Raw genomic sequence first — 21,085 nt, 5'->3', positions numbered from 1 at the left:
TCGGGTTAACCCCCGACACCAGATTGTGCTAACTCCGACGGGAGCAAATCCGTGAAAGATTTATTAAAGTTTCTGAAAGCGCAGACTAAAACCGAAGAGTTTGATGCGATCAAAATTGCTCTGGCTTCGCCAGACATGATCCGTTCATGGTCTTTTGGTGAAGTTAAAAAGCCGGAAACCATCAACTACCGTACGTTCAAACCTGAGCGTGACGGCCTTTTCTGTGCGCGTATTTTCGGGCCAGTAAAAGACTACGAGTGCCTGTGCGGTAAGTACAAGCGCCTGAAACACCGCGGTGTGATCTGTGAGAAGTGCGGCGTTGAAGTGACCCAGACCAAAGTACGCCGTGAGCGTATGGGCCACATCGAGCTGGCGTCTCCAACTGCTCACATCTGGTTCCTGAAATCCCTGCCGTCCCGTATCGGCCTGCTGCTGGATATGCCGCTGCGTGATATCGAACGTGTTCTGTACTTCGAATCTTATGTAGTTATCGAAGGCGGTATGACGAATCTGGAACGTAACCAGATTCTGACCGAAGAACAGTATCTGGACGCGCTGGAAGAGTTCGGTGACGAATTCGACGCGAAGATGGGTGCGGAAGCTATTCAGGCCCTGCTGAAGAGCATGGATCTGGAGCAAGAGTGTGAAACTCTGCGCGAAGAGCTGAACGAAACCAACTCCGAAACCAAGCGTAAAAAGCTGACCAAGCGTATCAAACTGCTGGAAGCGTTCGTTCAGTCTGGTAACAAACCAGAGTGGATGATCCTGACCGTTCTGCCGGTTCTGCCGCCAGATCTGCGTCCGCTGGTTCCGCTGGATGGTGGTCGTTTCGCAACGTCCGATCTGAACGATCTGTACCGTCGCGTTATCAACCGTAACAACCGTCTGAAACGTCTGCTGGACCTGGCTGCGCCGGACATCATCGTACGCAACGAAAAACGTATGCTGCAGGAAGCGGTAGATGCCCTGCTGGATAACGGTCGTCGCGGTCGTGCGATCACCGGTTCTAACAAACGTCCTCTGAAATCTTTGGCCGACATGATCAAAGGTAAACAGGGTCGTTTCCGTCAGAACCTGCTCGGTAAGCGTGTTGACTACTCCGGTCGTTCTGTAATCACCGTAGGTCCATACCTGCGTCTGCATCAGTGCGGTCTGCCGAAGAAAATGGCACTGGAGCTGTTCAAACCGTTCATCTACGGCAAGCTGGAACTGCGTGGCCTGGCCACCACCATCAAAGCCGCTAAGAAAATGGTTGAGCGTGAAGAAGCTGTCGTTTGGGATATCCTGGACGAAGTTATCCGCGAACACCCGGTACTGCTGAACCGTGCACCAACCCTGCACCGTCTGGGTATCCAGGCATTTGAGCCAGTACTGATCGAAGGTAAAGCTATCCAGCTGCACCCGCTGGTTTGTGCGGCATATAACGCCGACTTCGATGGTGACCAGATGGCTGTTCACGTACCGCTGACGCTGGAAGCCCAGCTCGAAGCGCGTGCGCTGATGATGTCTACCAACAACATCCTGTCTCCAGCGAACGGTGAACCAATCATCGTTCCTTCTCAGGACGTTGTATTGGGTCTGTACTACATGACCCGTGACTGTGTTAACGCCAAAGGCGAAGGCATGGTGCTGACTGGCCCTAAAGAAGCTGAGCGTATTTATCGCGCTGGCCTGGCCTCTCTGCATGCGCGCGTTAAAGTGCGTATCACCGAGTACGAAAAAGATGAAAACGGCGAATTCGTTGCGAAAACCAGCCTGAAAGACACGACCATTGGCCGTGCGATTCTGTGGATGATCGTACCGAAAGGTCTGCCTTTCTCCATCGTCAACCAGGCGCTGGGCAAGAAAGCGATCTCCAAAATGCTGAACACCTGTTACCGCATTCTGGGTCTGAAACCGACCGTTATCTTCGCTGACCAGACAATGTACACCGGCTTTGCTTATGCAGCGCGTTCAGGTGCATCTGTTGGTATCGATGACATGGTCATCCCTGAGAAGAAACACGAGATCATCTCTGAAGCGGAAGCTGAAGTTGCTGAGATCCAGGAGCAGTTCCAGTCTGGTCTGGTAACCGCAGGCGAACGCTATAACAAAGTTATCGATATCTGGGCTGCGGCGAACGATCGTGTATCCAAAGCGATGATGGATAACCTGCAAACCGAAACCGTGATTAACCGTGACGGCGTAGAAGAGCAGCAGGTTTCCTTCAACAGCATCTACATGATGGCCGACTCCGGTGCGCGTGGTTCTGCGGCACAGATTCGTCAGCTGGCAGGTATGCGTGGTCTGATGGCGAAGCCGGATGGCTCCATCATCGAAACGCCAATCACCGCGAACTTCCGTGAAGGTCTGAACGTACTCCAGTACTTCATCTCCACGCACGGTGCGCGTAAAGGTCTGGCGGATACCGCACTGAAAACGGCGAACTCCGGTTATCTGACGCGTCGTCTGGTTGACGTTGCGCAGGATCTGGTCGTAACCGAAGACGACTGTGGCACCCTTGAAGGTATCACCATGACCCCGGTTATCGAGGGTGGTGATGTTAAAGAGCCACTGCGCGATCGCGTACTGGGTCGTGTGACCGCGGAAGACATTCTGAAGCCGGGCACCGCAGACATTCTGGTTCCACGTAACACGCTGCTGCACGAACAGTGGTGTGACCTGCTGGAAGCGAACTCTGTTGACTCCGTGAAGGTGCGTTCCGTTGTATCTTGTGACACCGACTTTGGCGTGTGTGCACACTGCTATGGTCGTGACCTGGCGCGTGGCCACATCATCAACAAAGGTGAAGCCATCGGCGTTATCGCGGCACAGTCCATCGGTGAGCCGGGTACACAGCTGACGATGCGTACGTTCCACATCGGTGGTGCGGCATCTCGTGCGGCTGCTGAATCCAGCATCCAGGTGAAAAACAAAGGTAGCATCAAGCTCAGCAACGCGAAGTCTGTTGTTAACTCTGCAGGCAAGCTGGTTGTGACCTCTCGTAACACCGAGCTGAAGCTGATCGACGAATTCGGTCGTACCAAAGAGAGCTATAAAGTGCCTTACGGTGCGGTTATGGCGAAAGGTGATGGCGAGCAGGTTGCCGGCGGTGAAACCGTTGCAAACTGGGATCCACACACCATGCCGGTTATCACCGAAGTAAGTGGTTTCATCCGCTTTACTGACATGATTGACGGCCAGACCATTACTCGTCAGACCGACGAGCTGACCGGTCTGTCTTCTCTGGTGGTTCTGGATTCTGCTGAACGTACTACCGGCGGTAAAGATCTGCGTCCTGCACTGAAAATCGTTGATGCTCAGGGTAACGACGTTCTGATCCCTGGTACCGATATGCCTGCGCAGTACTTCCTGCCGGGTAAAGCGATTGTACAGCTGGAAGATGGCGTACAGATCAGCTCTGGTGACACCCTGGCGCGTATTCCTCAGGAATCCGGCGGTACCAAGGACATCACCGGTGGTCTGCCACGCGTTGCGGACCTGTTCGAAGCACGTCGTCCGAAAGAGCCTGCAATCCTGGCTGAAATCAGCGGTATCATCTCCTTCGGTAAAGAGACCAAAGGTAAACGCCGTCTGGTTATCACTCCAGTAGATGGCAGCGAGCCGTACGAAGAGATGATTCCTAAGTGGCGTCAGCTCAACGTGTTCGAAGGTGAACGCGTGGAACGTGGTGACGTGGTTTCCGACGGTCCAGAAGCGCCGCACGACATCCTGCGTCTGCGTGGTGTGCATGCTGTTACTCGTTACATTGTTAACGAAGTACAGGACGTATACCGTCTGCAGGGCGTTAAGATTAACGATAAACACATCGAAGTTATCGTTCGTCAGATGCTGCGTAAAGCAACCATCGAAAACGCGGGCAGCTCCGACTTCCTGGAAGGCGAGCAGGTTGAATACTCACGCGTTAAGATCGCTAACCGCGATCTGGAAGCGAATGGCAAAATCGGTGCAACCTTCGCACGCGATCTGCTGGGTATCACCAAAGCGTCTCTGGCAACCGAGTCCTTCATCTCCGCAGCGTCGTTCCAGGAAACTACTCGTGTCCTGACCGAAGCGGCTGTTGCTGGTAAACGTGATGAACTGCGCGGTCTGAAAGAGAACGTTATCGTGGGTCGTCTGATCCCGGCCGGTACCGGTTATGCGTACCACCAGGATCGTATGCGTCGTCGCGCAGCGGGCGAACTGCCGGCTGCTCCGCAGGTTACTGCCGAAGATGCATCCGCGAGCCTTGCAGAACTGCTGAACGCAGGTCTGGGCGGTTCCGACAACGAATAATCGTTGATGCCGTAAATAAAAAACCCGCTTCGGCGGGTTTTTTTATTGTGTTTTTTCAGGCCCATAACGCGAAGAGCCTCCGGGCTTTTTATCAGTTTACCAGCGGGATCCGCCGATAAAGCTCAATCATATCGCCTGCCAGATCCTGAATAACCATCGCGTTCATCAGATGGTCCTGCGAGTGAACGGTGATCAGGTTAACCGGAAGTTTCCCGGTCCCTTCGTCAAGGCCGATAAGCTGCGTCTGGATCGTGTGCGCATGCTTCACATACTCGCGCGATTCTTCCATCGCTTTTTCAGCTTCGTCAAACTCACCCTTACGCGCCATCTGCAGCGCCGTCAGCGCCGCACTGCGCGCCGCGCCCGCGTTGACCAGCAATTCCATGATGGTGGTTTCTAAGTCTTCCATTATGACTCCAGCAGCTTGAGCGCTTTTTCCAGTACGGCATCGCCTTTCATCATGCCGTAATCCATCATGTCGATCACCGCGACCTTCTTGCCCAGCGGATCGGCCTGCGCCTGCAGTTTTGCCTGCTCGTATTTAACCTGTGGCCCCAGTAATACGATGTCAGCCGTCGCGATGTTGTCTTTAAACTCCGCGACCGGAACGGCTTTAATGGTTACTTCGACTCCTTTTTTCTGCGCGGCATCTTTCATACGTTGAACCAGCATGCTGGTTGACATTCCCGCTGCACAGCATAAAACGATGTTCTTCATAGTCAGCCTCGATCTACATGTGTTTATTGATAATTATCCCGTGCAGACCGCTTCAACAACCGCTTTACCGCGATTGTGTGTCAGGCATCACAAAGAAATCGGCATTTTCCTGAAACCGGTTACAATTTTTCACAGGCGTGCGTTCGGCCCGTCGGAACGGGCGAAATGTCAGGCGGGAAATTAACGGCTGGACGTGCTTAAAACACGGTTTTTGCCCTGCTGTTTGGCGCGGTAAAGCGCTTCATCAACGCTACCGACAAATTGCTCCAGCGGTTCGAAATGCCATTCTCCCAGCCCGGCGCTGAAGGTCACCTGCAGGTTCTCTTCCCGCCAGGCACGCTGCTGGACGGCGGTGCGCCAGGCCTCCAGAAGTGCGTGAGCGGAGTGAATCAGCTCGGCAGGGAAAATCACCGCGAACTCTTCACCACCGTAGCGGTAAACGGAGAGGTGATGCGGCTGCATGATCTGAATGCCTTCGCGCGCCACGTTGCGCAGCACGATATCCCCGCTCAGGTGGCCCCAGGTGTCATTGATGGATTTGAAGTTATCAATGTCGACCAGCGCCAGGGCGAACGGCTGATGGGCGTTCAGCAGCTCATCCACATCGCTGTCGAACGCCCGGCGGTTTTTACAGCCCGTCAGCGCATCATGCGTGGCCTGACGTACATACGCCATCTCGCGTTCCTTGTTCGACTGTATGGTATGGCTGAGCATCGCCTCAAGGCGCGGAGCCTGGTTGACGTCCCCGGTTTTGATGGCGTTGATAATGTTCATCAGCACGGAACGTGAGGCGTGACGCAGGTACAGCCCGAACAGGATGATGATGATGGCCGCCAGCGCAAATCCCCAGCCGACGATAGTGGTCTCATGCCGGGTAATGACGGTGAGGGTGGTATCGGAAACCCGATAAATTACAAACCAGTCCGGGTTGGTGAAGGAGTAGTAGTAGTACCAGGCCTTACTTTTGGGATCGAAAATATGGCCTTCGCCGCTGGTCATTTTGTCCATCAGTGCTTCGCTTACGTACTGCTTAAAGAGCGCGCCCGTGTCCGGATGAAGCACAACGGCGCCGTCGCGCTCAACGACAAAAAACTCACCCTGCACCGGCGCTACCATCTGGCGCAGGGTATATCCCATGGAGGTCAAATCAAGATGGAAAGCGAGCGTGCCCTTGAGGCGGCCTTCGGGTGAAATGACCGGCTTAAAAAGGGTGACGGTGGGATGCCCGGTGAAATAGTCCAGATAGGGGCGGGTATAGTGGGGGAAGTTGCTGGCCTCTGCCTGCCCGATAAACCATGGACGGGTTTTTGCGTCGAAAGACCGGCTCTTTTCCGTAGGCAGCACTTCCGGCGCGCGCAGATGATGCCCCCCGGTGTCCGCGAGAGAGATAGACGACACGGTCGGCATCAGGTTCTGTAAATGCATTAACATCTGCAGGCCGTGTGTCGGATCGATATTAATGGTCTGATTCACTCTGTCGTTACGCGCGAAGTACATCGCGGCGCGCCCGAGAATATAGTCATTTTCTCGCAGGATAGACTCGGTGTAGTTCACCGCCAGGTTATGGGTGAAATTACCATTAATTTTATGATAATCCTCGAGAAAATCTTTTCGCTGTGAAAGGGTTACCAGCACGGCGATCAGCACGAAGCTGAACAGGATCCCGGCGAAGCTGACCATAATCGGCCGCGTAAAAGAGAGCTTTTTACTGTGGAGTGCCATGAGTTGTACATCAGTCCAGAAGGTGGACGCGTTGCGTCTGTCGTTATCCTCAGCATAGTCGCTGTCCGGTTGCTGGTAGTAAATTATACAGAAGGTGATTACCGACGAGATGATTTATCTTAAGAACAGATAAGAAGCGTCCTATTTATTTTATCGGTTAAGATTCTGATTAAGAGGCGGGGGGCAGGGCGAAACGAGGAAGAAGCATTTTCGCCCTGGTCAGCATCCGTTGCTGACGTGCCAAGCATAAGGAAACCGGGCTGAGGATAACAATCGCCCGGTTTCAATCCTACGAGACGCCTCGTAACCTTTCCGCGTTTTTACAGTCTGTTTCAGCGCAAATGCGAGGCTCTTCCCAGCCAGCTGTCCCAGTCTTTCCACACGGGCTGTAGCCCCTGCGCGGCCAGCGCTTCCGCGACCGCCTCTGGCCGCCGCCCGTCGTGAGGCGCAAACTGCTCCAGCTCCGGACGCTCGTCGGCATAGCCGCCAGGCTGCGTTTTGGAAAAAGCGCTGACGTTGTTGATGGCCAGCGGGATGGCGCGATCGCGGAACGCCGGGGACTCGCGGGTGGAGAGCGACAGTTCCACCTCCGGCGCGAACAGGCGAAATGCGCAGATGGTTTGCACCAGCTGGCGTTCATCCATCAGCGAGGCCGGCTCAATGCCGCCCGCGCAGGGACGCAGCCGCGGGAACGAGATGGAATAGCGGCTCTGCCAGTAGCGTTGCTGCAACCACAGCAAATGTTCCGCCACCATGTAGCAATCCACCCGCCAGCTATCGGAAAGCCCAATCAGCGCCCCCAGACCGATTTTGTCGATCCCGGCCCGTCCCAGCCTGTCCGGCGTCTCCAGCCGGAAGAAGAAATCCTGTTTCTTCCCCTTCAGGTGGTGCCGGGCATACGTCGCCTCGTGGTAGGTTTCCTGGTAAACCATAACGCCGTCCAGCCCGAGGGTTTTTAGCTCTGCGTATTCCTCCTGCGACAAAGGCTGCACTTCCATCTGCAACGAGGAAAATTCCCGACGAATGGCCGGAAGGTGCTGGCGGAAGTAGTCCATTCCCACTTTGCTCTGATGTTCACCCGTCACCAGCAGAAGGTGCTCAAACCCCATTTCACGAATAGCCGCACACTCGCGGGCGATCTCATGCTCGTCCAGCGTTTTACGCTTAATGCGGTTGCTCATGGAGAATCCACAGTAGGTACAGTCGTTGGCGCACAGGTTAGAGAGATAGAGCGGCACGTAAAAGCTCACCGTGTTGCCGAAGCGCTGGCGGGTGAGGCGCTGCGCGCGCTGCGCCATTGGCTCGAGATACGCGCTGGCCGCGGGGGAGAGAAGGGCCATCAGATCATCACGGGTAAGGTGGCGGGCATGCAGCGCGCGCTCAACGTCAGCCGCGGTTTTGCTGTTGATGCGCAGGGCAATATCGTCCCAGCCAAGCTCACGCCAGCGATCGGTAAAGGTAGCCATCAGAGCGCCTCCAGAAAACCGGTGAGCGGGCTGGTGGCCTGCGCCTGAAAGCTGCGCGCGCCGGGGCCGGACTCTCTCCCCAGCACGCCAGCCTCCACGGCCAGACGGAACGCGCGCGCCATCATGACCGGATCGTCGGCGACCGCAATCGCGGTATTCACCAGTACCGCATCGGCCCCTAACTCCAGCGCCTGCGCGGCGTGGCTGGGTACACCTATTCCCGCGTCCACCACCACGGGTACGGTAGCCTGCTCAATGACGATCTCCAGCATCGCGCGGGTTTCGAGCCCCTGGTTAGAGCCGATGGGCGCGCCCAGCGGCATCACGGCGGCGCAGCCGACCTCCTCCAGGCGCTTGCAGAGAACGGGGTCGGCGCCGCAGTAGGGCAGCACGATAAACCCCTGCTGCACCAGCTTCTCGGCGGCTTTCAGGGTTTCAATCGGGTCGGGCAGCAGCCAGCGGGCATCCGGGTGAATTTCCAGCTTCAGCCAGCGGGTGCCGAGCGCCTCGCGAGCCAGCCGGGCGGCGAAAATCGCCTCCTCGGCCGTTTTCGCCCCGGAGGTGTTCGGTAAAAGCGTCACGCCAGCCTCCAGCAAGGGCGCAAGAATGGCATCGTTGTGCTGGCGCAGGTCCACGCGCTTCATGGCCAGCGTCACCAGCTGGCTGCCGCTTTCACGGATGGCATCAACCATCAGCTGCGGAGAGGCAAACTTCCCGGTTCCGGTAAACAGATGTGAATCAAAGACCTTATCGGCAATACGTAGCATCTCAGCCCCCTGCGATAACCTGAAACAGCAGGATCTGGTCGCCTTCATTGACCTGCTGGTGTTCCCACCGCTCGCGCGGCAGGATCTGTTGATTGAGCGCCAGCGCCGTTCCCGGCTTTAGCTGGCGCAGCGTGTCGAGCAGTGCGGCAACGGTGAGCCCGTCGTCACACGTCACCGGCTCATCGTTAAGCAGAATGCGCATCGCGGCCTCCGCATACCGGGCAGCGGCTGGCGCGATGTAACGCCAGATGGCGCCAGCCGCCGGAGCGGGCATCGAACAGCCGCAGCGTGTTCCGTTCCGTCTCCATGCCGCTAAGCAGCTTGATGGCCTCCAGCGCCTGCAGCGTGCCCATCACGCCCACAACCGGGCCAAGAATACCTGCCGTGCGGCAGTTGCGCTCCGGTTCAGCCTCGTCCGGCCACAGGCAGCGGTAACAGCCCTGAGCCCACGGCGGCGTAAGCACCATTATCTGCCCGCCAAAACCGACCGCGCTGGCGGTGATCAGCGGCGTATTCCGGGCCACGCAGGCGGCGTTGATCGCCTGGCGCGTCGCCATGTTGTCGGTGCAGTCCAGCACCACGTCGGCAAGGGCAACTTCGCGCTGCAGATCTTCGCCGCTAAGCCGCGTCCGGAGCGCAACCAGCTCAATGTCCGGGTTTAGCTGGTTCAGCCGCTGGCGCGTGACGTGCGCTTTAGGCTGGCTGACGTCTTCCGTTGTGAAGAGGATTTGCCGCTGCAGGTTGCTGAGGTGCACCTCGTCGTCGTCCGCCAGCACCAGCGTGCCCACGCCCGCGCCGGCCAGATAGAGCGCGGCGGGGGCGCCTAATCCGCCCAGGCCAACAATCAGTACCCGGCTGGCGAGCAGCTTTTGCTGCCCGTCGATGGCGATATCCTCCAGCAGGATCTGGCGGCTGTAGCGCATAAAATCACGATCTCTCATCGCCAGCTCCTGCCAGTTGTAAAAGCTGCGCGGTGGCGGCCTGCCAGTCGGCCGCGTGGGTGATCGCGCTGACCACGGCGATGCTGCCGACGCCGGTTTCCAGCACGGCAGGCGCGCGCTCAAGGCCGATCCCGCCGATGGCGACGGTGGGATAATCGGCGAGGCGTTTAACGTGTGCCGCCAGCTGCGTCAAGCCCTGCGGGGCCGACGGCATCTGTTTGGTTTGCGTCGGGAAAACGTGGCCGAGGGCGATGTAGGAGGGGCGGGCCGCGAGCGCCACGTCAATCTCCATATCGTCATGAGTGGAAACGCCAAGACGCAAGCCGGCTTCGCGGATGGCATGCAGGTCGGTCGTCTCCAGATCTTCCTGACCCAGATGCACGCCGTAGGCCCCGTGCTTAACGGCAAGCCGCCAGTAGTCGTTAATAAACAGGCGAGCATCGTAGCGACGCCCCAGCGCAACGGCGGCGGCCACGTCAGCCTCTACCTCTTCATCGCGCTTATCCTTGATGCGCAGCTGGATGGTGCGCACGCCTGCCTCAAGCAGACGGGCAATCCACGCCACGCTGTCCACCACCGGGTAAAGCCCTAAGCGGAAGGGGACGGGGGGGAAATCGGGCTTGTACATTATGCCTCCTCTTTTTTGAGGTAGATTTCGCCGCCTTTCGCGCGGAAGGTTTCTGACATGTCCGCCATACCCACTTCAATGGTCTGCGCGGCGGCGTAGTCGCGCACCTCCTGGCTGATTTTCATTGAGCAGAATTTTGGTCCGCACATGGAGCAGAAGTGGGCCACTTTGCCGGATTCCTGCGGCAGGGTTTCGTCGTGATAGGCGCGGGCGGTGAAGGGATCGAGCGCCAGATTAAACTGGTCTTCCCAGCGGAATTCAAAGCGCGCTTTGGACATGGCGTTGTCGCGGATTTGCGCGCCCGGGTGGCCTTTCGCCAGGTCGGCGGCGTGGGCGGCGATTTTGTAGGTAATCAGCCCCTGCTTTACGTCCTCTTTGTTGGGCAGGCCGAGGTGCTCTTTCGGCGTAACGTAGCAGAGCATGGCGCAGCCGAACCAGCCGATCATCGCCGCACCAATCCCTGAAGTGAAGTGGTCATAGCCCGGCGCAATATCGGTGGTCAGCGGCCCCAGGGTGTAGAACGGCGCTTCGTGGCAGTGCTCCAGCTCTTCGGTCATGTTGCGGCGGATCATCTGCATCGGCACGTGTCCCGGGCCTTCAATCATCACCTGCACGTCATATTCCCAGGCGATCTTGGTCAGCTCGCCCAGCGTATGCAGCTCGGCAAACTGCGCTTCGTCGTTGGCATCGCGGATGGAGCCCGGACGCAGGCCGTCGCCCAGCGATAGCGAAACGTCATAGGCGGCGCAGATTTCGCAGATCTCGCGGAAATGTTCGTAGAGGAAGTTTTCCTGATGATGGGACAGGCACCACTTCGCCATAATCGAACCGCCGCGCGAGACGATGCCGGTCAGACGTTTGGCCGTCATCGGCACGTAGCGCAGCAGCACGCCGGCGTGGATGGTGAAGTAGTCCACGCCCTGTTCCGCCTGCTCCAGCAGCGTATCGCGGAACGCTTCCCAGGTAAGGTTTTCCGCAATGCCGTTCACTTTTTCCAGCGCCTGATAAATCGGGACGGTGCCAATCGGCACCGGGCTGTTGCGCAGGATCCACTCGCGGGTTTCGTGAATATAGCGGCCGGTGGAAAGATCCATCACCGTGTCCGCTCCCCAGCGCGTTGACCAGACCAGCTTTTCCACCTCTTCTTCGATGGAGGACGTTACCGCCGAGTTGCCGATGTTGGCGTTGACCTTCACCAGGAAGTTGCGGCCGATAATCATCGGCTCGGATTCCGGGTGGTTAATGTTGGCGGGGATAATGGCGCGCCCGGCGGCCACTTCGTCACGCACAAACTCCGGCGTGATGTTCTCCGGCAGGCGTGCGCCAAAGCCTTCGCCCGGGTGCTGGTGGCGCAGGACTTCGCTGCGGATGCGCTCGCGCCCCATATTTTCGCGAATGGCGATGAACTCCATCTCCGGCGTGACGATCCCCTGGCGCGCGTAGTGCAGCTGGGTCACGCATTTGCCCGCTTTGGCGCGTTTTGGCGTCAGCAGGCCGGTGAAGCGCAGCTCGTCCAGGCCGTCGTCGGCCAGGCGCTCGTTAGTGTACGCTGAGCTGCGCACGCTCAGTTCCTCGCAGTCGTTACGCGCGTCAATCCACGGCTGTCGCAGCTTTGCCAGACCCTGCTGCACGTTGATAGCAACAGAAGGATCGCCGTACGGGCCGGAGGTGTCGTACACCGGCACGGCTTCGTTGTCTTCAAACTGCGGGTTCTCTTTGCTGCCGCCGATAAGCGTCGGGCTAAGCTGGATTTCGCGCATCGGCACGCGGATATCGGCCTGCGAGCCGGAAATGTAGATGCGTTTAGAGTTCGGGAAAGCGGTGCCTTCCAGGGTGTCGATGAAGCGTTGGGCGTGTTCGCGCTGTTCGCGGCGGGTCAGTTTTGTTGTAGACATAGCTCATTCCAAAAGTGAAGGACATGGCTTGTCAGACGACGGATGAAGCAAGAGAAGATCGCCTCTGGGGCGATACAACAGCAGCATGACTCTTGTTCCCTTCGCAGGTATTAACCTGATCAGGTTCCGCGGATCCCGAATTAACGGTCTCAGCCCGTGCTTTCACACTGGGCACTCCGACAAGAAAAATCCCCCTCCACAGAGGGGCGACTGGTTGTAAATTACTCGTTAACGATTAATAACTCAAGCAGGACGCACGACGTTATCGTCGCTGCTGACAAACAGGTTGTTATCCAGCACGAGGGCAATGAGCTTGTCTTCCAGCGTGAACCGCTCTTCCAGCGCTTCGCCGAGGTCGGACAGCGCCTGCTGAAACTCAAGATAATTGTCGTGATCGATAGCGTTTTCGAGCGTCGAATCGTAGTACTCCATTATCTGCTGGGTATTGGCCTCCAGCTGTGGATAGAGTTTTGTTGCGGCTAAAAACGGGCTTGTGCCTTCCATTTCGCGGATAATGCGTTCATAAATGTTGAAATGGCCGTTGGAGAGGTAGTCGACCAGGCGCTGACAAAAGTCATCCAGCGCCTTTTCATTCAGCCGCATAAAGGATTCTTTGCCAGGCTTAAGACCGACCAGATTGTAATACGCCACGAGTAGATGCTTGCGCACATGTAGCCAGCGATCCACCAGGTTGTTACTTCCTCCAACGCGCTCAGTCAGGCTTTCCAGCTGGTTTAACATGGTCGACTCCACAAGGTTTAGAATGGGATCTACTTATCCAAAATGTAACCACAATGCTAACAACATGTCAGTGAAGCGAAGGTAGTGCAATAGATATGGATCGTATTATTGAAAAATCAGATCTGGGTTGGTGGATCGTCAGCCACGAACAGAAATTATGGCTGCCCGGTGGAGAATTACCCTACGGTACGGCGGAAACGTTTGATCTTGTGGGGCAACCCGCGCTGAAGATCGGCGAGTGGCAGGGCGAATCCGTGTGGTTGATCCAACAGGCGCGCCGTCAGGATATGGGATCCGTTCGCCAGGTTCTGGATCTGGATGTTGGCCTGTTCCAGCTGGCGGGGCGCGGCGTGCAGCTGGCGGAGTTCTACCGCTCGCACAAATTCTGCGGCTACTGCGGCCACACCATGCACCCGAGCAAAACCGAGTGGGCGATGCTCTGCGGCCACTGCCGGGAACGCTACTACCCGCAAATCGCACCGTGCATCATCGTCGCCATCCGGCGTGACGATTCCATTCTGCTGGCGCAGCACACTCGTCATCGTAACGGCATTCATACCGTCCTCGCCGGCTTCGTCGAGGTGGGTGAAACGCTGGAGCAGGCGGTGGCGCGGGAGGTGATGGAAGAGAGCGGCATTAAGGTGAAAAATCTGCGCTACGTGACCTCCCAGCCGTGGCCGTTCCCGATGTCGCTGATGACGGCGTTTATGGCGGACTACGACAGCGGCGAGATTGTTATCGACCAGAAAGAGCTGCTTGAGGCGAACTGGTATCGCTACGACGATTTACCCCTGCTGCCCCCGCCGGGAACCGTGGCGCGCCGCCTGATAGAAGATACCGTGGCAATGTGTCGGGCCGAGTATGAGTAGTGTTACACTGACGGACTGACGCAATAAGGAACTGCAAAATGACCGAACTGAAGAACGATCGTTATCTGCGTGCGCTGCTGCGCCAGCCCGTTGATGTCACCCCGGTGTGGATGATGCGCCAGGCGGGACGCTATCTGCCAGAATATAAAGCCACGCGCGCGCAGGCGGGCGATTTTATGTCGCTGTGCAAAAACGCCGAGCTGGCCTGCGAAGTGACGCTCCAGCCGCTGCGCCGCTTCCCGCTCGATGCCGCCATTCTCTTTTCGGACATCCTTACCATTCCGGACGCGATGGGCCTTGGGCTCTATTTTGAAACCGGCGAAGGTCCGCGCTTCACCTCTCCGATTAAAAGCAAAGCCGACGTCGATAAGCTGCCGATCCCCGATCCGGAAGGCGAGCTGGGCTACGTGATGAACGCCGTGCGCACCATTCGCCGCGAGCTGAAAGGTGAAGTGCCGCTGATTGGCTTCTCCGGTAGCCCGTGGACGCTGGCAACCTACATGGTGGAAGGCGGCAGCAGCAAAGCCTTTACCGTTATTAAAAAGATGATGTACGCCGAGCCGCAGGCGCTGCATACGCTGCTCGACAAGCTGGCGAAGAGCGTCACGCTCTATCTCAACGCGCAGATCAAAGCGGGCGCGCAGTCAGTGATGATTTTCGACACCTGGGGCGGCGTGCTGACCGGGCGTGATTATCAGCAGTTCTCGCTGTATTACATGCACAAAATCGTCGATGGCCTGCTGCGTGAAAACGAAGGCCGCCGGGTGCCGGTGACGCTGTTCACGAAAGGCGGCGGCCAGTGGCTGGAAGCCATGGCGGCAACCGGCTGCGACGCGCTGGGCCTCGACTGGACCACCGATATCGCGGATGCGCGCCGTCGCGTGGGCGACAAAGTCGCGCTTCAGGGCAACATGGATCCCTCCATGCTCTATGCTCAGCCAGCCCGCATTGAAGAGGAAGTGTCGACTATACTGTCTGGTTTCGGCCAGGGTGAAGGCCACGTCTTCAACCTCGGCCACGGCATTCATCAGGATGTGCCGCCAGAACACGCGGGCGTATTTGTGGAGGCGGTGCATCGGCTTTCAGCCCAGTATCACAGGTAAGGAGTAGGTATGGATCTCGCGTCGCTACGCGCTCAGCAAATCGAACTGGCTTCATCAGTGATCCGCGAGGATCGTCTGGATAAGGATCCCCCGCAGTACATTGGCGGGGCGGACGTCGGGTTTGAGCAGGGCGGTGAAGTCACGCGGGCGGCGATGGTGGTGCTGAAATACCCTTCGCTGGAGCTGGTGGAATACAAGGTGGCGCGTATCGCCACCACAATGCCCTACATCCCCGGCTTTCTCTCCTTCCGCGAATATCCGGCGCTGCTGGCCGCGTGGGAGCAACTCTCGCAAAAACCTGACCTGCTGTTTGTGGACGGACACGGTATTTCGCACCCGCGCCGCCTGGGCGTCGCCAGCCACTTTGGTCTGCTGGTGGATGTGCCTACCATTGGCGTGGCGAAAAAACGCCTGTGCGGCGCGTTTGAGCCGCTCTCTGCTGAACCGGGCGCGCTGGCGCCGCTTATCCATAAAGGCGAGCAGCTGGCGTGGGTCTGGCGCAGTAAGGCGCGCTGCAATCCGCTGTTTATCGCGACCGGGCACCGTGTGAGCATGGACAGCGCGCTGGCGTGGGTACAACGCTGCATGAAGGGCTACCGCTTACCGGAGCCGACGCGCTGGGCTGATGCCGTCGCTTCCTCGCGTCCGGCTTTTGTTCGATGGCAGGCAATTCAGCCGTGATTCAGGTAAACTGCGGCTAATTTTCGATTCGAGACATCATCATGTTACAAAACCCGATTCATCTGCGCCTTGAGAAGCTGGAAAGCTGGCAGCACGTGACTTTTATGGCTTGCCTGTGCGAGCGCATGTATCCCAACTACGCCGCGTTCTGTAAGCAAACGGAGTTTGGCGAAGGCCAGATTTATCGTCGTATCCTGGATTTGATCTGGGAGACGCTGACGGTCAAAGACGCGAAGGTGAATTTTGACTCTCAGCTCGAAAAGCTGGAGGAGGCGATCCCGGCAGCGGATGATTACGACCTGTATGGTGTTTACCCGGCCATCGATGCCTGTGTGGCATTGAGCGAGCTAATCCACTCCCGTCTGAGCGGTGAAACCCTGGAACACGCCATTGAAGTCAGTAAGGCATCGATCACTACCGTCGCGATGCTGGAAATGACCCAGGAAGGCCGCGAAATGACCGACGAAGAGCTGCGTGCTAACCCGGCGGTGGAACAAGAATGGGACATTCAGTGGGAGATTTTCCGCCTGCTGGCAGAGTGTGAAGAGCGTGATATTGAGCTGATCAAAGGGCTGCGCGCGGACCTGCGCGAGGCCGGCGAGAGCAATATTGGTATAATTTTTAACCAATGAGACAACAAAACGTGATTTAACGCCTGTTTTGTCACTCCTCGACTCTTCCCTTTCGCCCCCCGTCTGGTCTACATTTGGGGGGCGAAAAAAAGTGGCTATCGGTGCGTGTATGCAGGAGAGTGCTTTTTTGGCATTTTCGTCGCACTCGATGCTTAGCAAGCGATAAACACATTGAAAGGATAACTTATGAACAAGACTCAACTGATTGATGTAATTGCGGACAAGGCTGATCTGTCTAAAGTGCAGGCTAAAGCTGCTCTGGAATCTACCCTGGCTGCTATTACTGAGTCTCTGAAAGAAGGTGATGCTGTACAACTGGTTGGTTTCGGTACCTTCAAAGTGAACCACCGCGCTGAGCGTACTGGCCGCAACCCGCAGACCGGTAAAGAAATCAAAATCGCCGCAGCTAACGTGCCGGCATTTGTTTCTGGTAAAGCACTGAAAGACGCAGTTAAGTAAGACGCGTGGCAGTGAACAGTTTTAACGAAGGGGCGGCAACGCCCCTTTTGTCATTCTGGCGTGGCGCGCTCGCGCTGGCAGGCGCGCTGTTGCTTTCCGCCTGTAGCCACGATGCCTCACTCCCTCCGTTTACTGCCAGCGGCTACGCTGACAACCAGGGGGCGGTAAGGATCTGGCGTAAAGACTCCAGCAATGAAGTTCATCTGCTTTCCGCATTCAGCCCGTGGCATAGCGGCAATACCTCGACCGCAGAATATCGCTGGCAGGGCGAGGCGCTAACGCTGATTGAGCTGAACATCTACAGCAAGACCCCCGAACACGTGAAAGTGCGTTTCGATGACCACGGCGAGCTGAGCTTTATGCAGCATGAAGCCAGCGGTCAGAAACAGCAGCTTTCCAGCGATCAGATCGCCCTCTACCGTTACCGCGCTGAACAAATCCGCCAGACCAGCGATGCGCTGCGTCAGGGCCGCGTGGTGCTGCGCCAGGGGCGCTGGCATACCGATGGTACGGTGACCACCTGCGAAGGGCAGACGGTAAAGCCTGACCTTGAATCCTGGGCAACAGAACATATTCAGCGCCGTCAGCGGCATTCATCGATGGAAGTGAGCGTGGCGTGGCTTGAGGCGCCGGAAGGTTCACAGCTGCTGCTGGTGGCGAACGAAGATTTTTGCACCTGGCAGCCGACAGAAAAGAGTTTCTGATTTGATTTCCCTCTCCCCTGAGGGGAGAGGGTTAGGGTGAGGGGGAAATTACTCGCCCTGCTCCCGCGCAATCGCCCGATAGCCGATATCCTGACGGCTGAAGCTGCCGTTCCAGCGAATATCCGCCATCAGCGCATAGGCGCGTTTTTGTGCTTCTGCTACGGTGTGACCCAGCGCGGTGGCGCACAGCACGCGGCCACCGTTGGTCAGGACGCGATCGTCGTCAGCCAGCGTCGTACCGGCGTGGAACACCTTCGCACCGTCAATTTCTTCCAGCGGCAGGCCGTGGATCTCATCCCCGGTGTTGTAGTTGCCAGGATATCCACCCGCAGCAATCACCACGCCCAGCGATGCACGCTCGTCCCACTCTGAGGTTTTCTCGTCCAGCTTGCCGTCGCAGGCCGCCAGGCACAGATCCACCAGGTCAGATTTCATGCGCAGCATGATCGGCTGCGTTTCCGGATCGCCAAAGCGGCAGTTGAATTCGATAACCTTCGGATTGCCCTGCTTGTCGATCATCAGGCCCGCATAGAGGAAACCGGTATAGGTATTGCCTTCTGCCGCCATCCCTTTCACGGTTGGCCAGATGATGCGATCCATGGTGCGCTGATGCACTTCATCAGTGACCACCGGAGCAGGGGAGTAGGCACCCATTCCGCCGGTATTCGGGCCGGTATCGCCATTACCCACGCGCTTGTGATCCTGGCTGGTGGCCATCGGCAGAACGTGCTCGCCGTCGACCATCACGATAAAGCTCGCCTCTTCGCCGTCGAGGAACTCTTCAATCACGATGCGGTGACCCGCATCGCCAAAGGCGTTGCCGGCCAGCATATCGTGAACGGCGGCTTCGGCTTCTTCGAGCGTCATCGCCACGATCACGCCTTTCCCGGCGGCCAGGCCGTCGGCCTTAATGACAATCGGTGCGCCTTTTTCGCGCAGGTAAGCCAGAGCGGGCTCCACCTCTGTGAAGTTCTGGTATTCCGCCGTCGGGATGTTATGGCGAGCCAGGAAATCTTTGGTAAAGGCTTTCGAACCCTCCAGTTGGGCAGCACCCTCCGTTGGGCCAAAGATTTTCAGGCCAGCGGCGCGGAAGGCATCTACCACGCCGATCACCAGCGGCGCTTCCGGACCAACAATAGTCAGATCGATGTTTTCGCGCTGAGCAAAACTCAGCAGCGCGGGGATATCGGTGACGCCGATGGCGACGTTCTGCAGCGCGGGTTCCAGTGCGGTACCGGCGTTACCCGGCGCCACAAAGACGGTTTCAACCTGCGGGGACTGCGCCGCTTTCCACGCCAGCGCGTGCTCGCGCCCGCCGTTGCCAATCACTAATACTTTCATTTTCTGCTCCGGGAATTAATGGCGGAAGTGACGCATGTCGGTGAAGATCATCGCGATGCCGTGTTCGTCGGCGGCGGCAATCACTTCGTCGTCGCGGATTGAGCCGCCAGGCTGGATCACGCAGGTGATGCCCACCGCAGCGGCCGCATCGATGCCGTCGCGGAACGGGAAGAAGGCGTCAGAGGCCATGGCGGAGCCTTTCACTTCCAGACCTTCGTCACCTGCTTTGATACCGGCAATTTTCGCAGAATAAACGCGGCTCATCTGGCCTGCACCTATCCCGATGGTCATGTTCTCTTTGGCGTAGACAATGGCGTTGGATTTCACGAACTTCGCCACCTTCCAGCAGAACAGCGCGTCACGCAGCTCCTGTTCGGTCGGCTGGCGTTTGGTCACCACGCGCAGGTCGGCTTCTGTCACCATACCCAGATCGCGATCCTGAACCAGCAGGCCACCGTTCACGCGCTTGAAGTCCAGGCCCGGCACGCGTGCTGCCCACTGGCCGCAAACCAGCACGCGCACGTTCTGTTTCGCAGCGGTGATTTTCAGCGCTTCTTTTGATGCGGACGGCGCGATGATCACTTCAACAAATTGGCGGGAGATAATGGCCTGTGCGGTTTCGGCATCCAGCTCGCGGTTGAAGGCGATAATGCCGCCAAACGCGGAGGTCGGGTCGGTTTTGTAGGCGCGATCGTAAGCGTCAAGGATAGAGGTGCTCACGGCAACGCCGCACGGGTTGGCGTGCTTGACGATAACGCAGGCCGGCTCGCTGAATTCCTTCACGCATTCCAGCGCGGCGTCGGTGTCGGCAATGTTGTTATAGGAGAGCGCTTTGCCCTGAACCTGCTGAGCGGTTGCGACAGAAGCTTCTTTTACCTCTTCTTCTATATAGAAGGCAGCCTGCTGGTGGCTGTTCTCGCCGTAACGCATATCCTGTTTCTTAATGAAGTTCAGGTTCAGCGTGCGCGGGAAGCGGCCGGAAGGATCTTTGCTTTCACCATGGTAAGCCGGCACCAGGCTACCGAAGTAGTTGGCAATCATGCTGTCGTACGCGGCGGTATGTTCGAAGGCTTTGATGGCGAGGTCGAAACGCGTTTCCAGGGTCAGCGACCCTTCGTTGGCGTCCATCTCATTAATAATGGTGTTGTAGTCGCTGCTCTTCACCACAATGGCCACATCTTTATGGTTCTTGGCGGCAGAGCGCACCATGGTCGGACCGCCGATGTCGATATTCTCAACCGCATCTTCCAGGGAGCAGCCTTCGCGGGCTACGGTCTGGGCAAACGGATAGAGGTTAACGACAACCATGTCGATTGGCGCGATGTCATGCTGTTCCATAATGCCGTCGTCCTGACCGCGACGGCCAAGAATACCGCCGTGCACTTTCGGGTGCAGGGTTTTGACGCGTCCATCCATCATTTCCGGGAAACCGGTGTAGTCGGACACTTCGGTTACCGGCAGACCTTTATCTGCTAACAGGCGCGCGGTGCCACCTGTAGAAAGCAGCTCCACACCACGTGCGGAAAGTGCCTGAGCGAATTCGACGATACCGGCTTTATCAGAAACACTGAGCAGAGCGCGGCGGACTGGACGACGTTGTTGCATGGTAAATCCCCTGGATTTCACGATTACAGAGAGCGTTAGATGAATTTTCCCGCGAAAAACTCATCTAACACACCTGACGGGGCATCCTTGTTAGGCGCGAGCATTTTAACGAAAACGTTTGCGCAACGCTCGCATATTTTCACTTTTTCGAAGCGCTGTGGATAACTCTGTGCGTAAAAGGGTATAAGGCGGGGTTTTGCTGGGGAATTCAGCAGTCAGTCATTTTTCTGTCATTTAGCGGTTGCGGCCTGCGGAGAACTCCCTATAATGCGCCTCCATCGACACGGCGGATGTGAATCACTTCACAAACTACCCGGTCGGTTGAAGAGAAAAAATCCTGAAATAACGGGTTGACTCTGAAAGAGGAAAGCGTAATATACGCCACCTCGCAACGGTGAGCGAAAGCCGCGTTGCACTGCTCTTTAACAATTTATCAGACAATCTGTGTGGGCACTCAAAGTGACATGGATTCTTAACGTCGCAAGACGAAAAATGAATACCAAGTCTCTGAGTGAACATACGTAATTCATTACGAAGTT

The 21,085-nt window shown here is 57.2% G+C and carries 19 protein-coding genes and 1 riboswitch; of the genes, 7 read left to right on the top strand and 12 right to left on the bottom strand.

Annotated features, from left to right (window positions below):
• Positions 1-51 precede the first annotated feature (51 nt).
• Entirely contained in the window at positions 52-4,275 is a 4,224-nt protein-coding gene (gene rpoC / locus OWK27_RS10750) for a DNA-directed RNA polymerase subunit beta' (RefSeq protein ID WP_148422715.1), read from the top strand.
• Between the two features lie 91 nt (positions 4,276-4,366).
• On the opposite strand, the gene OWK27_RS10745 is transcribed toward rpoC, so the two are convergent.
• From OWK27_RS10745 to rsd, 10 genes are all read right to left on the bottom strand, one after another.
• Complete coding sequence (locus tag OWK27_RS10745) at positions 4,367-4,684, bottom strand: PTS lactose/cellobiose transporter subunit IIA (RefSeq protein WP_008503455.1); 318 nt, start codon at positions 4,682-4,684, stop codon at positions 4,367-4,369.
• Positions 4,684-4,992, bottom strand: a complete 309-nt coding sequence (locus tag OWK27_RS10740; RefSeq protein WP_010425948.1) for a PTS sugar transporter subunit IIB — start codon at positions 4,990-4,992, stop codon at positions 4,684-4,686. Before OWK27_RS10740 ends, OWK27_RS10745 begins: the two co-directional genes overlap by 1 nt.
• Positions 4,993-5,172: 180 nt before the next feature.
• Positions 5,173-6,714, bottom strand: coding sequence for a sensor domain-containing diguanylate cyclase (locus OWK27_RS10735; protein WP_267590376.1), 1,542 nt, complete (start codon positions 6,712-6,714; stop codon positions 5,173-5,175).
• A 332-nt stretch (positions 6,715-7,046) separates the two neighbouring features.
• Complete coding sequence (thiH, locus tag OWK27_RS10730) at positions 7,047-8,180, bottom strand: 2-iminoacetate synthase ThiH (protein WP_267590375.1); 1,134 nt, start codon at positions 8,178-8,180, stop codon at positions 7,047-7,049.
• Positions 8,180-8,947 (bottom strand): thiazole synthase, encoded by a 768-nt coding sequence (gene thiG / locus OWK27_RS10725; protein ID WP_267590374.1) that lies wholly within the window; start codon positions 8,945-8,947, stop codon positions 8,180-8,182. The genes thiH and thiG overlap by 1 nt, the downstream gene beginning before the upstream one ends.
• Position 8,948: 1 nt before the next feature.
• Positions 8,949-9,149: a sulfur carrier protein ThiS gene (gene thiS, locus OWK27_RS10720; RefSeq protein WP_176608984.1), complete on the bottom strand. Its 201-nt coding sequence runs from the start codon at positions 9,147-9,149 to the stop codon at positions 8,949-8,951.
• On the bottom strand, positions 9,133-9,888 hold the full coding sequence (thiF, locus tag OWK27_RS10715) for a thiazole biosynthesis adenylyltransferase ThiF (RefSeq protein ID WP_148422710.1): 756 nt from the start codon (positions 9,886-9,888) through the stop codon (positions 9,133-9,135). Before thiF ends, thiS begins: the two co-directional genes overlap by 17 nt.
• Positions 9,875-10,516, bottom strand: coding sequence for a thiamine phosphate synthase (gene thiE, locus OWK27_RS10710; protein WP_148422709.1), 642 nt, complete (start codon positions 10,514-10,516; stop codon positions 9,875-9,877). Before thiE ends, thiF begins: the two co-directional genes overlap by 14 nt.
• Positions 10,516-12,411 (bottom strand): phosphomethylpyrimidine synthase ThiC, encoded by a 1,896-nt coding sequence (thiC, locus tag OWK27_RS10705; RefSeq protein WP_193356731.1) that lies wholly within the window; start codon positions 12,409-12,411, stop codon positions 10,516-10,518. The genes thiE and thiC overlap by 1 nt, the downstream gene beginning before the upstream one ends.
• A gap of 79 nt (positions 12,412-12,490) precedes the next feature.
• A riboswitch (TPP riboswitch) is annotated at positions 12,491-12,600 on the bottom strand.
• A 54-nt stretch (positions 12,601-12,654) separates the two neighbouring features.
• The gene (gene rsd / locus OWK27_RS10700) at positions 12,655-13,152 is read right to left on the bottom strand and encodes a sigma D regulator (protein ID WP_148422707.1); all 498 of its coding nucleotides are present in this window, start codon (positions 13,150-13,152) and stop codon (positions 12,655-12,657) included.
• A gap of 95 nt (positions 13,153-13,247) precedes the next feature.
• Between rsd and nudC the strand changes: the two genes are divergently transcribed.
• The 6 genes from nudC (at position 13,248) to OWK27_RS10670 (ending at position 17,600) form a co-directional block, all read left to right on the top strand.
• Positions 13,248-14,021 carry an NAD(+) diphosphatase gene (nudC, locus tag OWK27_RS10695; protein ID WP_148422706.1) on the top strand — a complete coding sequence of 258 codons (774 nt, stop codon included), beginning with the start codon at positions 13,248-13,250 and terminating at the stop codon, positions 14,019-14,021.
• A 38-nt stretch (positions 14,022-14,059) separates the two neighbouring features.
• On the top strand, positions 14,060-15,124 hold the full coding sequence (hemE, locus tag OWK27_RS10690; RefSeq protein ID WP_148422705.1) for a uroporphyrinogen decarboxylase: 1,065 nt from the start codon (positions 14,060-14,062) through the stop codon (positions 15,122-15,124).
• A gap of 9 nt (positions 15,125-15,133) precedes the next feature.
• Entirely contained in the window at positions 15,134-15,805 is a 672-nt protein-coding gene (gene nfi, locus OWK27_RS10685) for a deoxyribonuclease V (protein WP_148422704.1), read from the top strand.
• Positions 15,806-15,846: 41 nt separating this feature from the next.
• The gene (locus OWK27_RS10680) at positions 15,847-16,437 is read left to right on the top strand and encodes a YjaG family protein (RefSeq protein WP_022646712.1); all 591 of its coding nucleotides are present in this window, start codon (positions 15,847-15,849) and stop codon (positions 16,435-16,437) included.
• Positions 16,438-16,623: 186 nt separating this feature from the next.
• On the top strand, positions 16,624-16,896 hold the full coding sequence (gene hupA, locus OWK27_RS10675) for a nucleoid-associated protein HU-alpha (protein WP_002445246.1): 273 nt from the start codon (positions 16,624-16,626) through the stop codon (positions 16,894-16,896).
• Positions 16,897-16,907: 11 nt separating this feature from the next.
• On the top strand, positions 16,908-17,600 hold the full coding sequence (locus tag OWK27_RS10670; RefSeq protein WP_176611147.1) for a DUF1481 domain-containing protein: 693 nt from the start codon (positions 16,908-16,910) through the stop codon (positions 17,598-17,600).
• Between the two features lie 48 nt (positions 17,601-17,648).
• Here the strand turns inward: OWK27_RS10670 and purD are convergent, their stop codons facing one another.
• A complete protein-coding gene (gene purD, locus OWK27_RS10665) occupies positions 17,649-18,941 on the bottom strand; it encodes a phosphoribosylamine--glycine ligase (protein ID WP_242169865.1) in 1,293 nt (430 codons plus the stop codon).
• Positions 18,942-18,956: 15 nt separating this feature from the next.
• The gene (purH, locus tag OWK27_RS10660; RefSeq protein WP_267590373.1) at positions 18,957-20,546 is read right to left on the bottom strand and encodes a bifunctional phosphoribosylaminoimidazolecarboxamide formyltransferase/IMP cyclohydrolase; all 1,590 of its coding nucleotides are present in this window, start codon (positions 20,544-20,546) and stop codon (positions 18,957-18,959) included.
• Between the last annotated feature and the right edge of the window lie 539 nt (positions 20,547-21,085).

Source organism: Enterobacter cloacae complex sp. 2022EL-00788 (genome assembly GCF_026627565.1).
In the GTDB taxonomy this organism is placed as follows: domain Bacteria; phylum Pseudomonadota; class Gammaproteobacteria; order Enterobacterales; family Enterobacteriaceae; genus Enterobacter; species Enterobacter pasteurii.
This window is presented reverse-complemented; position numbering and strand designations above follow the sequence as displayed.

Coding starts and splice junctions, on each gene's coding strand:
- hupA (WP_002445246.1), top strand. CDS start 16,624: ATGAACAAGACTCAACTGATTGATGTAATTGCGGACAAGGCTGATCTG.
- hemE (WP_148422705.1), top strand. CDS start 14,060: ATGACCGAACTGAAGAACGATCGTTATCTGCGTGCGCTGCTGCGCCAG.
- thiG (WP_267590374.1), bottom strand. CDS start 8,947: ATGCTACGTATTGCCGATAAGGTCTTTGATTCACATCTGTTTACCGGA.
- thiH (WP_267590375.1), bottom strand. CDS start 8,180: ATGGCTACCTTTACCGATCGCTGGCGTGAGCTTGGCTGGGACGATATT.
- OWK27_RS10680 (WP_022646712.1), top strand. CDS start 15,847: ATGTTACAAAACCCGATTCATCTGCGCCTTGAGAAGCTGGAAAGCTGG.
- nudC (WP_148422706.1), top strand. CDS start 13,248: ATGGATCGTATTATTGAAAAATCAGATCTGGGTTGGTGGATCGTCAGC.
- thiF (WP_148422710.1), bottom strand. CDS start 9,888: ATGAGAGATCGTGATTTTATGCGCTACAGCCGCCAGATCCTGCTGGAG.
- OWK27_RS10740 (WP_010425948.1), bottom strand. CDS start 4,992: ATGAAGAACATCGTTTTATGCTGTGCAGCGGGAATGTCAACCAGCATG.
- OWK27_RS10735 (WP_267590376.1), bottom strand. CDS start 6,714: ATGGCACTCCACAGTAAAAAGCTCTCTTTTACGCGGCCGATTATGGTC.
- OWK27_RS10745 (WP_008503455.1), bottom strand. CDS start 4,684: ATGGAAGACTTAGAAACCACCATCATGGAATTGCTGGTCAACGCGGGC.
- thiS (WP_176608984.1), bottom strand. CDS start 9,149: ATGCGCATTCTGCTTAACGATGAGCCGGTGACGTGTGACGACGGGCTC.
- thiC (WP_193356731.1), bottom strand. CDS start 12,411: ATGTCTACAACAAAACTGACCCGCCGCGAACAGCGCGAACACGCCCAA.
- purD (WP_242169865.1), bottom strand. CDS start 18,941: ATGAAAGTATTAGTGATTGGCAACGGCGGGCGCGAGCACGCGCTGGCG.
- nfi (WP_148422704.1), top strand. CDS start 15,134: ATGGATCTCGCGTCGCTACGCGCTCAGCAAATCGAACTGGCTTCATCA.
- thiE (WP_148422709.1), bottom strand. CDS start 10,516: ATGTACAAGCCCGATTTCCCCCCCGTCCCCTTCCGCTTAGGGCTTTAC.
- rsd (WP_148422707.1), bottom strand. CDS start 13,152: ATGTTAAACCAGCTGGAAAGCCTGACTGAGCGCGTTGGAGGAAGTAAC.
- purH (WP_267590373.1), bottom strand. CDS start 20,546: ATGCAACAACGTCGTCCAGTCCGCCGCGCTCTGCTCAGTGTTTCTGAT.